Below are 12,458 nucleotides of genomic sequence, written 5' to 3' on the forward strand. Positions count from 1 at the left end.
GACGTGGGTGCCGATGCGGCCCTCACCCCAACCCTGTCCCGGAGGGAGAGGGGGTGGTACGGAGTGAGAGGTGATCCGGGGAGTATCGCCTGGGGAAATCGTGTTGGCGAGGCTCTAACGCGCGGTTCGTGCGGCTATGACAAGGGTGCCTGTGCGGCCCTCACCCCAACCCTCTCCCGGGGGGAGAGGGGGCCATACGGAGCTATGGAGTAGCTCTCGCTGAAAGACAGTCAAAACTGCTATCGCAGCAGCACTGAAAACAGCTTCAGGACCCACGTCTGGAGAAAGAGCCCGCCACCGCTCCAGGCCGCTCCCTCTCCCTGAGGGAGAGGGTTGGGGTGAGGGCGCAGGGCCCCAGCGAGTCTTGCTTCTTCTCGAACGCCGCTGCCGCAGTGGCGTAGGCCGCTTTGTGATATTCAAAGCTGGCTGACTGCGCCAACATGATTTCCCAGTCCTCGATAAAGGCGATCACCGAGCGCTAGGAGAGGCTGTCAGCCTTGATTTCGGCTCTGTCGATGAAGTTGGAGGGGGTGGAGGTGAAATGGCCTCAACTGGCCTAAGCGAATCGCTATCGCAGTAACAATGAAAACAGCTTCAGGACCCACGTCTGGAGGAAGAGCCCGCCACCGCTCCAGACCGCCCCCTCTCCCTGGGGGAGAGGGTTGGGGTGAGGGCGCAGGGCCCCCCCGCGAGGCTTACTTCTTCTCGAACGCCGCCGCGGCGGTGGCGTAGGCCGCTTCGTGATAGTCGAATTCGGCGGACTGCACCAGCAGGGTTTCCTCGTCCTCGGTGAAGGCGATCACCGGGCGATAGGAGAGGCCGTCGGCCTTGATTTCGGCTTCGTCGATGAGCTTGGAGAGATCGAAGGCGAAGTCGCCGCAGATGGCCTTGGCCTGGGCGTCGGTGATGCCGTGCTTCTTCAGGGCATCGCGCAGCAGGCTGCTCCACTGGTATTGAAACTGGAGACCCAGTTTGGCGTAGCTGGGACCGTAGTCGATTTCCATGAGTGTGTAACCGGGGCTTGGGAGGAGGGGGCGAACTCGCCACAGCGGTCAGCGAAATGACCGTTGTGGACGCTGCCGGTGACACTACGATGGCGTGCCCCAAAGCCCAGGCAAAGGGGGGCGGGCCGGACGGCCAAATCTAATGACCGAGAGGCCCGCACCCAGGGACGAGCGGTTATTCGTGCACGATGCGCGAGTGATCGCGGGTGTCCTTCATGAAGACGTAGACCAGCAGCGAGCAGGCGATGCAGCCGGTCACGTACCAGTAGTAGCCGCTCTCCATGCCGATGCTCTTGAACCACAGGGCCAGGTATTCGGCGGTGCCGCCGAAGATGGACACGGTCAGGGCATAGGGCAGGCCGACGCCCAGGGCGCGGATCTCGGTGGGGAACAGCTCGGCCTTCACCACGGCGTTGATCGAGGTGTAGAAGCTGACGATCACCAGCGCCACCATGATCAGGCCGAAGGCGCCCCACCAGGTGGTGACGCTGCCCAGGGCGGAGAGGATCGGGTAGGTGAACAGCGTGCCGAGCACGCCGAAGGCGATCAGCACCGGGCGCCGGCCGACGCGGTCGGAGAGGGCGCCGACCACGGGCTGCAGCAGCATGAACAGGAACAGCGTCGCCGCCGAGATGGAGGTGGCGTCGGTCTTGCTCATGCCCACCGAGTTGACCAGGTACTTCTGCATGTAGGTGGTGTAGGTGTAGAAGGCCAGGGTGCCGCCCATGGTCAGGCCGACCACGGTGAAGAATTCCTTGGGATGGCGCATCAGGGTGCGCATCAGGGATTCCTTGGGTTTTTCGGCCTTCTTGAAGGAGCTGGTCTCTTCCATGCCACGGCGCAGGTAGAGCGCGGTCACGGCGCAGGCGGCGCCGATCAGGAAGGGGATGCGCCAGCCCCAGCTTTCCAGCTGTTCGACCGTCAGGGTCTGCTGCAGCACGATCAGGGTGGCCAGCGCCAGCAGCTGGCCGGAGATCAGGGTGACGTACTGGAAGCTGGAGTAGAAGCCACGGCTTTCCTTGGTCGCCATCTCGCTCAGGTAGGTGGCGGAGGTGCCGTATTCACCGCCCACCGAGAGGCCCTGCAGCAGCCGCGCCAGCACCAGCATGATGGGGGCGGCGACGCCGATGGTGGTGTAGCTGGGGGTAAGGGCGATGATCAGCGAGCCGGCGCACATCATGATCACCGAGACCATCAGCGCGGACTTGCGGCCGGCCTTGTCGGCATAGAGGCCCATCAGCCAGCCGCCGATGGGGCGCATGAGAAAGCCCACGGCAAAGATGGCGGCGACGTTGAGCAGCTGGGCGGTCTGGTCGCCCTTGGGAAAGAAGGCCTTGGCGAAATACAGCGAGAAGGCGGCGTAGACGTACCAGTCGTACCATTCGACCAGGTTGCCGACCGAACCGCTGAAGATGGACTTGATGCGCTGCGAGGTGGTCTTGGGCGCGGTCTGGCCGGCCGCGAGGGTAGCGGTGCTATCCACAGGGTGTTCCTCTTGTCGTTGTTATTAGGGCGCTCGGGGCGTCGACAAGGGCTATAGCAGGGCCCGTGCCAGGTCGCGAAGCCGCGTCCTGACTGGGTTTTGCAGAGACGGATCGGCGAAAGATCGCCGAAAGGCGGTGAGCAATGAGCGGATTTCCGCCTATTGCCTCTCAATCCTCGTCGCGGAAGTCGGCCCGCACCAGGCCATGGCGCTGCATCTTCTCGTTGAGGGTGCGCCGTGGCAGTTGCAACTCGTCCATCACCGCCTTGATCTCGCCGCCGTGGCGGGCCAGGGCGGCGCGCAGGCACTGGGCCTCGAAGGCTTCCAGCTGATCGGCCAGGGAGTGGCCCGCGGCCGCGGTGGCGGGGGTACCCAGGCCGAGGGCCTCGCGCTCGGCGGCATTGGCCAGCTCACGGACATTCCCCGGCCAGCCGTGACCCAGCAGCTGGGCCAGGCGCGCCGCGCCGGGCGGGGTGACCGGCCGGCCCAGGCGGGCACCGGCCTCGGCAAGGAAGTGATCGAACAGCAGCGGGATGTCTTCGCGCCGGGCGCGCAGCGGCGGCAGGTGCAGCTCGGCGACATTGAGGCGATAGGCCAGGTCTTCGCGAAAGCGTCCGGCGCGGGCTTCTTCCAGGAGATCCGGCTTGGTGGCGGCGACGATGCGCAGGTCCAGGGCGATGCTCTGGTTGGAGCCGAGGCGCTCCAGACGCTGCTCCTGCAGCACCCGCAAGAGCTTGACCTGCTGCGCCAGGGGCATGCTCTCGATCTCGTCGAGAAACAGGGTGCCGCCGTTGGCGTATTCCAGCTTGCCGATGCGCTTGCCCTGGGCGCCGGTGAAGGCGCCGCTCTCGTGGCCGAACAATTCGCTCTCGAACAGCTGCTCAGGGATGGCCGCGCAGTTGAGGGCGACGAAGGCCTTGTCGGCGCGGGGACCGAAGTCGTGCAGGCAGCGGGCGACCAGTTCCTTGCCGCTGCCGGTCTCGCCGCGCAGGAGCACGTTGACCGGTGTCGGCGCCAGGTCGAGGATCTGCTGGCGCAGGCGGACGATGCCGGGCGAGACGCCGAGCAGGCGGCGGGCGAGGGTGCTCTGGTCGTCGACCCGGCGGTGCAGCTGGCGGTTCTCCAGCACCAGCCGGCGCTTTTCCAGGGCGCGGCCGAGATCGCCGAGCAAGGCCTCGGGGCTGAAGGGCTTTTCCAGGAAGTCGTAGGCGCCCTGGCGCATGGCGCTGACCGCCAGGGCGACATCGCCGTGGGCGGTGAGCAGGATCACCGGCAGGTCGGCATCCAGCGCCTGCAGCCGTTCCAGCAGGGCCAGGCCGTCCATGCCGGGCATGCGCACGTCGCTGACCACCACCCCGGCGAAATCCGGGGTCACTGCCGCCAGGCAGTCTTCGGCGCGGGCGAACAGCCGCACCTGATGCCCCGACAGCTCCAGCCACTGGCGTACCGCTTCGCGGATGCTGGCTTCGTCGTCGACCAGATAGACCTGGGCTTGCATGGGAGGCGTCCTCTCGCGGCCGGTGCGCCGCTACCTTGCCCGAAGGCCGGCGACGGGTCGAGTCCCTAGCCGGGTCCCGGCAGCACCGGCAGGCCGAGACGGGCGCAGGCGCCGCCCTCCGGGCGGTTGCCCAGTTCGATGCGTCCGCCCAGGTGCTGGGCGACGGTCTGGACGATGGACAGTCCCAGGCCGGCGCCGTTGGCCGCGCCGCTGCTGTAGAAGCGCTCGAACAGCCGCGGCTGGATCTCCGTGGCGATGCCGGGGCCCTGGTCGAGGATCTGGATCTCCGCCCAGTCGGCGGTGACCTCCAGGCGGATGCGGATCTCGCCGCCGGGAGGCGAGACGTTGACTGCATTGGTCAGCAGATTCTGCAGGGCGATGCCCAGCATGGCGCTGTCGCCATGGACCTGCACCCGGCAGGCTTCGGCGTCGAGGCTGAGGTCCAGGCCCTTGTCGAGAATCCAGGGACCCAGTTCTTCCAGGGTGGCGCTGAGGGCGGTGCGCAAATCGAAGCGCTGCTCGGCGCTCCAGCTCGGCCGGGGTTCCAGGCGTGCCAGGATCAGCAGCTGGTTGACCACCCGGGTCAGTCGGTCGGTGCCGCTGACGACGAATTTCAGCGCCTCGTCGCGGGCCGCCGCCGTCTGCGCGGACAGGGCGTTCTGCGCGTGCAGGCGTAGCACCGCCAGCGGCGTGCGCAACTCGTGGGCGGCGTCGGCGATGAAGCGGCGTTCGCGCTGCAGCAGTTGCTCGATCTGCAGCAGCAGCCGATTGAGCGCCGCCTGCATGGGTTCCAGTTCGCGTGGCAGGGGATCGAGCTGCAGCGGTTGCAGGGATTCCGGGTCGCGGTGGCGGATCAGCCCGGCCATGCGCCGCAGTGGTTTCAGGCCCCAGCCAATGGCCAGCCAGGCCAGCAGCGACAGCAGCACCAGGCCGATCAGATGCGGCGTGAGGGTGTGGCGCAGGATGCGGCGGACCAGATCGGCGCGCACCTCTTCGCGCTCGCCGACCCAGAGCATCAGGTCGTGCTCGGGATCGGGCAGCAGGAAGCCATACCAGGCCTCGCCCTCCAGGGTCTGCTCGGTGAAACCCGGGGTCGTCGGCATGCTGAAGATGGGCGCGCTGGGCGAGCGCATCAGGGGGACGCCGCGGGCGTTCCAGGCCTGGAAGGCCATCTTGGCCTCGTACCTGTGGCCATAGGGACTCTCCGTGGCTTCGGCCAGGGCCTGGGTGACGCTGGCGTGCAGCGCCAGGCGGCCTTCGCCGCGGGGGGCGGCGCGCAGCATGCCCTGCAGGATGCGCGCGCTCTGCGCCAGCTGGGCATCGTAGATCTCGCCGATCTCGCGCTGGCTGTCGTGGACGTTGGTCAGGGCGATCAGCAGGGTGCCGATCAGCAGCAGCGAGAGCACCAGGCCGACGGTGCGGCGGCGGATGGAGGTCATGGACATTCGAGGCGGTAACCGATGCCCCTGACCGTGCGGATCAGGTCGGCGCGCAGCTTCTTGCGCAGGTTGTAGATGTGGACTTCCAGGGTGTTGCTTTCCACCCCCTCGTCCCAGCCGTAGAGCAGCCCCATGAGGCGGTCGCGACTGAAGATCTTGCCCGGATTGGCCAGCAGTTCGTGCAGCAGCTGGTATTCGCGCGGGGTGAGGTTGACCGGCTGGCCATCGAAGGTGACCCGGCGGGTGGCCGGATCCAGGGCGATGCCGCCGCCTTCGAGCTGGATCTGCGAGGGACCGTTGCGCCGCCGCAGCAGGGCGCGCAGGCGGGCCTTGAGTTCCTTGATGTCGAAGGGCTTGACCAGGTAGTCGTCGGCGCCGGCGTCGAGGCCGGCGACCCGGTCCTCGGTGTCGTCGCGGGCGGTAAGGATCAGCACCGGCGTGGTCAGGCCATTGGCGCGACTCTGGCGCAGCACCTGGATGCCGTCCAGGCGCGGCAGGCCGAGGTCCAGCACCACCAGGTCGAAGCCCTCTTCGCGCAGGGCGTGGACGGCGCTTTCGCCGTCCTTGAGCCAGTCCAGGGTATAGCCCTCTTCCCGCAGACTGGTGCGGATGCCCTCGCCGAGGTCGGGATCGTCTTCGATCAGCAGCACGCGCATGGAGGCCTCGTCACTTCAGCTTCTGGTCGACGTCCTTGAGCAGCGCGGCGATCTCGCCCCGCCGTCCCTGGTCGGCCAGTTCGCGTCCGGGCCGCGGTGCGGCCTGCTGCGCCTTGAGCAGGGCGGCGCGGGCTTCGGCATAGCGCTGCTGGCGATACAGGTGGTCGCCCCAGAAGTATAGGGTATCGATACCGCTGGGGTTGAGGGCGAGGGCCTGCTGCAGCAGAGGATCGGCTTCGCTGGCGTCACCGAAGGCGATCGGCCAGCCGGGAACCCGGTCGTAGAGGGCGGCGAGACTGGTGTAGGCGGAGCCCTGCAGCGCCGTGGGATCGAGCTTGAGCGCCTGTTCCAGGTCGCTGCGGGCCTCCTTGACCTTGCCCAGCGCCCCCAGCCCGCCCTGGGCGCCGGCCCAGCTGCTGAGCACGATGCCCTGCCAGATCAGCGCTGGCGCCGACTGGGGCGCGGCCTGGGTGAAGGCGCGCGCCTCGCCGGCCAGCTGTTCGAAGGCCGCGGGTTTTTCGGCGCTGGGCAGGCGGTACTGGATCTCGGCCCAGCGCTGCTGGATCTGGGCCAGGCGCTGGCCATCGTCGGCCAGGGCAAAGGGGCTGGCGAGCAGCGCGGCGAGCAGCAGGCCGAGGGCCTTGCGTGGGGACATCATGGGTGTTTCTCCGGGGCGAAGGCGGGGTCGATGAAGCGGCGGATCACCGGCAGCTGGCGGCGCAGGGCGCGATCCACCAGGCCGGGCAGCAGGCCGTTGAGGCGGACGAAGAGCTTTTCCGGCCAACCGAGATGGAGCTCCTGGCGGTCCTCGACCAGGGCACGGATCACCGCGCCGGCGACCACGATGGGGTCGTCCACCTGGCTCTTGAGCGCCTGGTTCACGGCCATGGCCGCCGGGCCGTTCATCGCCGTGCGGGTGGCGCGGGGCGCCACGTAGAGCACCCGGATGCGGGTGTCGGCCAGCTCCCGGCGCAGGGCCTGGGTGAAGCCGCGCAAGGCGAACTTGCTGGCGCAATAGGGCGCATAGCCGGGATAGCCGATGGAGCCCAGGGTGGAGCCGACATGGGCGATCACCGCCCGCGGCTGGCGGCGCAGCAGCGGCAGCAGCAGGCGGGTCAGCTGGATGGCCGCGCCGATGTTGATCGCCAGCAGGTTGTCGATGACGTCGTCGTCGAGGGCGTCGAGCAGGGCGAAGCTGTTGCTGCCGGCGGCGTTGAGCAGCACGTTGACACCCTGGCCGCGGCTGGCCTCGGCCAGCACCGCCTGGCGATCGGCCCGGCGGGTGAGATCGGCATCGAGCAGGCGCAACCGGCCACCCAGGCGCTCGGCCAGGGGCTGCAGGGCGCGGGTGTCGCGGGCGACCGCCAGCACCTGGGCGCCGCCGGCGCAGAGTTGTTCCACCAGTGGCAGGCCGATGCCACCGCTGGCACCGGTCAGCAGGATACGGCAGTCAGGCAGCTGCATGGCGCTGCTCCGGTTGCTGGCCGGCGCCGGGCAGGGCGCGGAACATGTCGGCATAGAGGCGATAGACCACCTTGGACACGTGGATCACCGCGGCCTGGTCGGCCGGATCGTCCAGCCGATCCATCAGCTGGCGGTAGGTCGCCATGTGTTCCTGGTCGAGGCTGCCGTGGGAGTCCAGGTAGCTGAAGGCCGTGGCCGGCAGGCCCAGCTGGCCGCGGATGGCGCCGGCGGCCTGGGTGGCCAGGGCGATGCTGGTGCCTTCGAGCACATTGACCATGCCGAACAGGCCGACCGGATTGTCGCGGGCGATGAAATCGTAGAGATAGGCCACCATCAGCTCGATGGGCAGTTCGGGGCGGCTGGCGCGTACCGCCTCGGCGTTGCCGCCGCAGGCGGCGATGTCACTGAGGATCCACTGGTCGTGGCCGTATTCTTCCTCGATGTATTCGCAGACCGCGCCGCGCAGCCATTCCAGCCGCGCCGGCAGGCGGGCGCCGCAGGCCATCATCAGCGGCGCGGTGTGGCGGACGTGGTGATAGGCCTGGCCGAGAAAGGCGACATAGCTCTCCAGGGCGACGTTGCCGCCCAGGGCGGCGCGGATGATGGGCACCTCGAACAGCGCCTGGCGTTCCACGGCGGTTTCGGCTTGCAGGGTGGCGAAGAAACTCATGCTGGTACCTCCAGAAGGTGCGAGAGCAGGGCCGCGTGATGCGCCTGGATGGCGTCGCGGCGAAGGCGTCCGGTCGCGGTGAGCAGGCCGTTGGCGGGGGTGAAGGGTTCGGCGAGGCGGCGCCAGGCGCCGATGCGGGCATAGTCGGGCAGGCGCTGGTTGAGGCGGGCGATCTGGTCGGCGAGCAGGCTGTCGGGCAGGTCCGGCTGCCGTGGCCAGAGCAGCGCCACCAGGTGCCGGGCACCTTCGCCCTGCACATAGGCCTGGGCGATGGGGCCGCCCTGGGTGAGTTCGGCCTCGATCCAGCCCGGATCGACATTGCGTCCCGAGGCCAGGCTGAACTGGTGTTTCTTGCGGCCACGCAGGTAGAGATAGCCATCGGCGTCGAATTCGCCGAGATCACCGGTGGCCACCTCGTCGGTGGCGCTCGCGGGTTCGCCCAGATAGCCGGCGAAATCGACGCCGCCGACCAGGATCTCGCCATCGGCGGCCAGGCGCAGGCGCACATGGGGCAGGGGCTGGCCGACGCTGCCCGGGCGGTTGGCCTCAGGGCGATTGAGGGTCACCACCGAGGCGCACTCCGACAGGCCATAGCCCTGGAACAGCGGCAGGCCCAGGGCGCCGGCGCGGGTCAGCAGCGCCTCGCTCAGCGGCGCCCCGCCCACGGCGGCGAAGCGCAGCCCGTCCAGGCGCAGCAGCCCGCGTTCGCCCAGCTCCACGAGTCCCTGCAACAGCTGGGGCATGAGGATCAGACTGTGTGGCTGGCGCTCCTGCAGGCAGGCGGCCAGCTGGGCCCAGTCGATGCCGGCGGAGCCGCGGACACCCTGGTCCTCGGCCTTGAGCACCACCACCTCGGCACCGGCCAGCAGTGCGGCATAGACCCCGAGATTTTCCAGCAGGATGCCCAGCGACAGGAGCACCTGATGGCGTCGGGGCGCCAGGGCGCCGCTGGCGGCTTCCAGGCTGGCGGCCACCCGCAGCAGCTGTCCGGCCTTGAGGCAGACGCCCTTGGGGGTGCCGGTGGTGCCGGAGGTGTAGGTGAGCTTGGCGGTGCCCGCCGGCAACGGAGCGCGGGCCGAGGCCGGCCGCTGCCACCCGCTGGCGCCCGCGGTGAAGCCTGCCGCAGCCCATTCCTCGGTACGCTCGGGGCGCCCCAGCAGGAGATCGGCGCCGCAGTCGAGCAGGACATGGGCGCGCTGCGCGGGACTGAAGAAGTCCGGCAGGATCACGCAGGGCAGTCCGGCGCGCAGGGCGGCCAGGTCCCAGGCCAGCAGTTCGGGACCGTTGGGCAGGTCCAGCGCCAGGCGCCGGATCTCGTGCTCGCGCAGCCAGGCGGCGCGGGCGGTAACCTCCTGCAGCAGCCGGGCATAGCTCCAGGTCTCGTGACTGCCGGTCAGCGCCGGCCGGTCGCCGTGCCAGGCGTGGCGCTCCAGGGTGGTGAAGAAGTCGACGACAGGGCAGGTTTCAAGCGACATGGCAGTCTTCCTCGCCAAGGGTGGTGAGGCCCAGGCGGGCGAAGATGCCGGCCTGCAGCAACTGTTGATAGCCCTGGCGGATGTCACCGGCGCAGACCTGGGGAGCGTTGGCGTAGTAGGAGCCCCAGCTCTCGCGCTCGGCGCCCAGACAGGCCGGATCGGCGAGGCCCAGCACCTGGGGCGCCAGGCCGAGGCGATGAAAGCTGTTGATCAGGCGGGTGGCGCCGGTAAAGGTCACCCAGCGCCGGCCGCTGCGGGCCAGCAGCCAAGTGGTGACGATGATCAGCAGGCGCGCCTGGCCCGGACCCAGCGCCGCCAGATTGCCGACCTCCACCACCTCCGCGCGCTCGATCGGCCGACCGAGCGCCACCGCCACCTGGGTCTCCACCGGCTGGGGCAGATAACGTTCGAGAAACAGCGACTGGTCCAGCGCGGAGCGGATCCCCACCGCCGCCTGCAGCACACCCTCGGCATCGCGCAGGGCGAGCAGCAGCGGCAGGAAGTGGCTGATGCGGGCGCCGTGCTCCAGGGCGAAACGCGCGCCGATGAAGGCTTCGGTCGCCTGCCGGCCGGGTGTCTCGCGCGGCTCCAGGCGGGCCAGCAGCGAACCGCTGCGGTCGGCCAGGGTAAAGCTGTGCGGGGACTGCCAAGTCACGTCGAGCATCGCGACCTCTCCGGGGGAATACGAGGCGCAGTCTTGGCGGTCAAGCTGAAGGCAATCTGAAGCGCCGCTTCATCGCAGCTTCAGGTTGCCGGGCTAGGGTCGCCTTCCATATCCCCTGGTGGAGCCCTGCCATGTCCGAAGAAGAGCCCCTTGCTGCCGCTCCCGAGGAAGCCGCCGACAGCCACTGGCCGCTGGTGCGGATCCTGGCGGGCATCCTTGCCAGCGCCCTGATCGGTGGCGTCGGCCTGCCTCTGCTGGATGCCACCCGCGGGCCCTGGGATGCGGCGACCCTGCTGGTGACCGGAGTGCTCGGCTGGGGCTTTGCCCTGCTGGTGACGCTCTGCGTGCGTTAGCCGGCTGACTCCGGCGCCGCCGGCAGCCGCAGGGCAAAGACCGCGCCCTCGGCGCCGTTGCGGGCGGCCAGGCTGCCACCCTGGGCCTGGACGATGGCCGAGGACACCGCCAGGCCCAGTCCCAGGCCTTCGCCGACCGGCTTGGTGGTAAAGAAGGGATCGAACACCTGGTCCAGGTGCTCGGCGGCGATGCCGCCGCCGTTGTCGGCCACCTCCAGCAACCAGCTGTCCCCCTCCCGCGCGAGGCTGACCCGGACCTGCGGCCGGGGTCGCTCCGCCACGGCGTCGAGGGCGTTGCGCAGCAGATTGACCAGTACCTGCTCCAGGCGGATGGGATCGCCCAGCAACCAGGCCGGGCGCGGCAACTCCAGGATCAGCTCCACGGCCAGCTCGGCGCGGCGGGCCTCCAGCAACTCCAGCGCCTGATCCACCACCCGCGCCAGATCGACCCGCTCGCGCAGGCCGGCGGGGGTCTTGCGCGCATAGGTCTTGAGGTGGGCGGTGAGGCCGCTCATGCGGGTCAGCAGGCCGTCGAGGCGCTCCAGGGCGGCGCGGGCCTCGTCCAGCCGCCCGTGATCCAGCAGCAGGCGCAGACTCGCCAGGTGCATGCGCTGGGCGGTGAGCGGCTGGTTGAGTTCGTGCACCAGGGCCGCCGACATCTGCCCCAGGGCGGCCAGCTTGGCGGCCTGCACCAGGCCGTCCTGGGCGGTGCGCAATTCGGCGGTGCGGGCCTCCACCAGCTGCTCCAGTTCCAGGCGGCTGCGCTGGCGCAGGCGTTGCAGCCGGCGCCGTTGCGCCCAGAGGAGACCGGCGCAGACCAGCAGCAGCCAGACGCAGACGGCGGCCAGTGCCGCACCCGGACCACCGCCCTGCAGGTCCCGGGTGGGCCGGAGCAGGTGCAGGGTCCAACCTTCGCTGGGCAGCGGCAGGCTGTCCCAGAGGTAGTCGGCGCTGCCTTCGGGGGCCTGGATGTGGGCCACCTGGCGCTGCTCGCCGAGCACCCGCTCCTGGCGATAGGGCAGGGGTTGCAGGGTGCGCCGGTCGTACTGGCGGGTGGTGGCCAGTTCCGCGCGATCGGCCGGGGTCAGCTCGCGCAGCAGGCGATAGCGCCAGGCCGGGCGATTGGCGGCAAAGACCACGCCGCGGGCATCGCTGACCAGCAGTACCTCGGGGTGCTCGCCCCAGCGCGCCTCGATGGCGGGGAATTCCAGCTTGACCACCACCGCGCCGAGAAAGCGCCCCTGGGCGTCCAGCACGGCGTGGGAGAGGAAATAGCCGGGGATGCCGGTGGTGACCCCCACGGCATAGAAGCGGCCGCTGCCGCCGGCGAGGGTCTCGCGGAAATAGGGTCGGAAGCCATAGTTGTGGCCGACATAGCTGGTGGGCAGCCGCCAGTTGCTGGCGCCGATGGCCAGCCCCGTGCGATCCAGCTGTTCCAGGGTCGAGGACTGGGCGGCCGTGTTCAGGCGCTCCAGCTTGAGATTGAGACGCTCGGTGGCGGCGGCGTCGGGCGGGGTGGTGAGGACGGCGATCAGCTCGGGGTCCTGGGCCAGCACCGCCGGCAGGGCGCGAAAGCGGTCGATCAGGGTCTGCAGGCCGCTGGCGTGGAGGCGCAACTGCTCCTGGCCGAGCAGGCTGGCCTCGGCCAGGCTCGCCTGCTCGGCGCGGTGCCAGGCCTGGCTGCCCAGCAACAGACAGCCGATCAGGGCGAGCAGCAGGACCGGCAGCAGGCGCAGGGCTGGGGGCATGGCA

General features: G+C 69.4%; 12 protein-coding genes. 1 reads left to right on the plus strand and 11 read right to left on the minus strand.

Features of this window, described 5'->3' with window-relative positions; genetic code table 11:
* Nucleotides 1-695: 695 nt before the first annotated feature.
* The 10 genes from PSK12I2_RS0103830 to PSK12I2_RS0103875 form a co-directional block, all read right to left on the minus strand.
* Nucleotides 696-1,004, minus strand: coding sequence for a hypothetical protein (locus PSK12I2_RS0103830; RefSeq protein ID WP_027597369.1), 309 nt, complete (start codon nucleotides 1,002-1,004; stop codon nucleotides 696-698).
* 175 nt (nucleotides 1,005-1,179) lie between these two features.
* On the minus strand, nucleotides 1,180-2,487 hold the full coding sequence (locus PSK12I2_RS0103835; RefSeq protein WP_027597370.1) for an MFS transporter: 1,308 nt from the start codon (nucleotides 2,485-2,487) through the stop codon (nucleotides 1,180-1,182).
* Nucleotides 2,488-2,656: 169 nt separating this feature from the next.
* The gene (locus tag PSK12I2_RS0103840) at nucleotides 2,657-3,985 is read right to left on the minus strand and encodes a sigma-54 dependent transcriptional regulator (RefSeq protein ID WP_027597371.1); all 1,329 of its coding nucleotides are present in this window, start codon (nucleotides 3,983-3,985) and stop codon (nucleotides 2,657-2,659) included.
* Between the two features lie 65 nt (nucleotides 3,986-4,050).
* Complete coding sequence (locus PSK12I2_RS0103845; protein WP_027597372.1) at nucleotides 4,051-5,424, minus strand: HAMP domain-containing sensor histidine kinase; 1,374 nt, start codon at nucleotides 5,422-5,424, stop codon at nucleotides 4,051-4,053.
* Nucleotides 5,421-6,080 (minus strand): response regulator transcription factor, encoded by a 660-nt coding sequence (locus tag PSK12I2_RS0103850; RefSeq protein ID WP_027597373.1) that lies wholly within the window; start codon nucleotides 6,078-6,080, stop codon nucleotides 5,421-5,423. The genes PSK12I2_RS0103845 and PSK12I2_RS0103850 overlap by 4 nt, the downstream gene beginning before the upstream one ends.
* Nucleotides 6,081-6,090: 10 nt before the next feature.
* Nucleotides 6,091-6,738 carry a hypothetical protein gene (locus tag PSK12I2_RS0103855; RefSeq protein WP_027597374.1) on the minus strand — a complete coding sequence of 216 codons (648 nt, stop codon included), beginning with the start codon at nucleotides 6,736-6,738 and terminating at the stop codon, nucleotides 6,091-6,093.
* Nucleotides 6,735-7,544 (minus strand): SDR family oxidoreductase, encoded by an 810-nt coding sequence (locus PSK12I2_RS0103860; RefSeq protein ID WP_027597375.1) that lies wholly within the window; start codon nucleotides 7,542-7,544, stop codon nucleotides 6,735-6,737. Before PSK12I2_RS0103860 ends, PSK12I2_RS0103855 begins: the two co-directional genes overlap by 4 nt.
* Nucleotides 7,531-8,214 (minus strand): TenA family transcriptional regulator, encoded by a 684-nt coding sequence (locus PSK12I2_RS0103865; protein WP_027597376.1) that lies wholly within the window; start codon nucleotides 8,212-8,214, stop codon nucleotides 7,531-7,533. Before PSK12I2_RS0103865 ends, PSK12I2_RS0103860 begins: the two co-directional genes overlap by 14 nt.
* Nucleotides 8,211-9,689, minus strand: coding sequence for an AMP-binding protein (locus PSK12I2_RS0103870; protein ID WP_027597377.1), 1,479 nt, complete (start codon nucleotides 9,687-9,689; stop codon nucleotides 8,211-8,213). Before PSK12I2_RS0103870 ends, PSK12I2_RS0103865 begins: the two co-directional genes overlap by 4 nt.
* The gene (locus tag PSK12I2_RS0103875; RefSeq protein ID WP_027597378.1) at nucleotides 9,679-10,353 is read right to left on the minus strand and encodes a thermostable hemolysin; all 675 of its coding nucleotides are present in this window, start codon (nucleotides 10,351-10,353) and stop codon (nucleotides 9,679-9,681) included. The genes PSK12I2_RS0103870 and PSK12I2_RS0103875 overlap by 11 nt, the downstream gene beginning before the upstream one ends.
* Nucleotides 10,354-10,484: 131 nt before the next feature.
* On the opposite strand from PSK12I2_RS0103875, the gene PSK12I2_RS0103880 reads away from it, so the two are divergent.
* Complete coding sequence (locus tag PSK12I2_RS0103880) at nucleotides 10,485-10,706, plus strand: hypothetical protein (protein WP_027597379.1); 222 nt, start codon at nucleotides 10,485-10,487, stop codon at nucleotides 10,704-10,706.
* Here PSK12I2_RS0103880 and PSK12I2_RS0103885 read toward each other — a convergent pair.
* The gene (locus PSK12I2_RS0103885; RefSeq protein ID WP_027597380.1) at nucleotides 10,703-12,454 is read right to left on the minus strand and encodes an ATP-binding protein; all 1,752 of its coding nucleotides are present in this window, start codon (nucleotides 12,452-12,454) and stop codon (nucleotides 10,703-10,705) included. The two genes, PSK12I2_RS0103880 and PSK12I2_RS0103885, sit on opposite strands and share 4 nt — an antisense overlap.
* Nucleotides 12,455-12,458: the final 4 nt, after the last annotated feature.

Source organism: Pseudomonas sp. MOIL14HWK12:I2 (genome assembly GCF_000510745.1).
In the GTDB taxonomy this organism is placed as follows: Bacteria; Pseudomonadota; Gammaproteobacteria; order Pseudomonadales; family Pseudomonadaceae; genus Chryseomonas; species Chryseomonas oryzihabitans.